The 2333-nt window shown below is 40.3% G+C and carries 2 protein-coding genes; both read right to left on the minus strand.

Going from position 1 to position 2333, the window contains the following annotated elements; translation table 11 throughout:
* Positions 1-1596 (minus strand): polyribonucleotide nucleotidyltransferase (locus tag QZ055_RS09210; RefSeq protein ID WP_295826444.1); only part of this gene is annotated, 1596 nt, incomplete at its 3' end.
* Positions 1597-1981: 385 nt separating this feature from the next.
* Entirely contained in the window at positions 1982-2248 is a 267-nt protein-coding gene (gene rpsO, locus QZ055_RS09215) for a 30S ribosomal protein S15 (RefSeq protein WP_005386879.1), read from the minus strand.
* Positions 2249-2333 lie beyond the last annotated feature (85 nt).

Here is a 2333-nt window from a genome sequence, read left to right on the forward strand (position 1 = left end):
CATAATGCCCATGATGTGCATGCGACCTTTATGAGCTTGTTCCAATGCTTCGTGAAGGATTTCACGAGACAAACCAGAAATTTTAATATCCATTTGGATGGCAGTTACACCTTTAGCTGTACCAGCCACTTTGAAGTCCATATCGCCAAGAGCATCTTCCATACCTTGAATGTCTGTTAAGATTGTGTAGTGTTCACCTTGCGTTACAAGACCCATTGCAATACCTGCTACAGGAGCTTTAATAGGCACACCAGCATCCATCAAGGACAATGTGGAACCACATACGGATGCCATGGAGCTAGAGCCATTAGATTCCAATACTTCAGATACAAGACGCAATGCATATGGGAATTCTTCTTCACTAGGAATAACAGGTACCAATGCACGTTCAGCCAACGCACCATGACCAATTTCACGACGGCCAGGACCGCGGGAGGAACGAGTTTCACCTACGGAGAAGGATGGGAAATTATAGTGGTGAATATAACGTTTTTCTGTTTCTAAACCAATGCCATCAATTGTTTGAGTTTCAGACAATGGGGCTACAGTGGCAACGTTCAATACTTGAGTTTGACCACGTGTAAATAAACCAGAACCATGTGTACGAGGTAATACACCTGTACGGCAAGAAATAGGACGAACTTCATCAAGCTTACGGCCATCTGGACGGATTTTTTCAACTGTAATCATATGACGAACGATTTCTTTTGTCATTGCGTCAAATGCTTTATTTACATCAGCTAAGTTATCTGGATAGATTTCTTCAAAGTGAGCTAATACATCTGCACGTACTTCGCTTTCTTGTGCATCACGTTGTTGTTTATCTGCACAACGAACTGCTGCATCAAGTTTATCATGACCATAGGCACGAACTGCATCAGCGATTTCAGCAGGCACGTCTTTACTTTCAAATACGCGTTTTTCCTTGCCTACTTTAGCTTTCATGTCTTCTTGGAAAGCTACGATTTTTTTGATTTCTTCATGAGCTGCCATGATGACTTCAAGAATAGTTTCTTCTGGAACCTCTTGAGCACCACCTTCAACCATGAGGATAGCATCTTTTGTACCAGCTACAACGATATTAAGGTCTGTTGCTTCCAATTGTTCTTTTGTTGGATTAACAACAAATTCACCATTGATACGGCCCATGCGAACGCCTGCAATAGGACCATTCCAAGGAATATCAGAAATAGACAATGCTGCAGATGCACCAATCATACCACAGATTGCAGGATCACAATCTTGATCAACGGACATAACTGTTGCTACTACGTGTACTTCATTACGTACACCTTTATCGAATAATGGACGAATAGGACGGTCAATCAAACGGCTATTCAAAATCGCAGATTCAGGTGGACGTGCTTCACGTTTAATAAAGCCACCTGGCAAACGACCAACAGCATACATTTTTTCTTCATAGTCTACTGTAAGTGGGAAGAAATCGATATCCTTCGCCTCTTTAGAACCTGTAGCGGTAACGAGTACACGAGTATCACCATAACCAACCATTACAGCACCGCCAGCTTGTTTTGCAAGTTCCCCAGTCTCGATCGTAAGCGTACGACCAGCTAGGTCCATTTGGAATTGTTCCATTCCTATTCCTCCTAAAAATCTTCTTATATGTATACCTTTTTATTATATATCATCTAATTAAATTAGGCTATTTTTTCACTTCATATGATATACTTTAATTGTTGCTAACTCCTATTCTGGCAACAGAAAGGAGGTGTTTCTATGGTAGATTATGTTGTTTCCCTTATAATCACTATCATAGGTGGTGTAACTTGCCATTACGCCATCAAGTGGCTAGATAGTAGATTTAAATAGCAACTAGCACAATAAAAAGGACAGAGTAGCCGCTCTGTCCTTTTTTCTGTGTTTCCACAATAGATTATCGGCAGTTGTTTCCCTTTGCCTAAATTCATTATAACACAAGGAAATAAAATAAAAAAGCCGTCCTATAGGACGGCTAGTTTTATTATTTACGAAGACCAAGACGTTCGATAAGGGAACGGTAACGTTCGATATCTTTACGACGAAGGTAGTCAAGCATGTTACGGCGTTGACCAACCAATTTCAACAAACCACGACGGGAATGATGGTCTTTTTTGTGTTCTTTCAAGTGATCTGTTAAGTATTGGATGCGGCTTGTCAAAATCGCAACTTGTACTTCTGGAGAACCAGTGTCACCTTCATGAGTAGCGTATTCTTTAATTACTGCTAATTTAGCTTCTGTAGTTAACATTAATGTTACCTCCTAAAAAATAAATAATCCCGATAAGCTTAAGTAACCGTTGGAGATTCGAATACTTCGCTTACGATATGTCTTA

The sequence above is a fragment of the uncultured Veillonella sp. genome (assembly GCF_905209685.1).
Classification (GTDB): domain Bacteria; phylum Bacillota; class Negativicutes; order Veillonellales; family Veillonellaceae; genus Veillonella.

Excerpts from the sequence above, each read along its gene's own strand:
- rpsO (WP_005386879.1), bottom strand. The coding sequence starts at position 2,248 with ATGTTAACTACAGAAGCTAAATTAGCAGTAATTAAAGAATACGCTACT.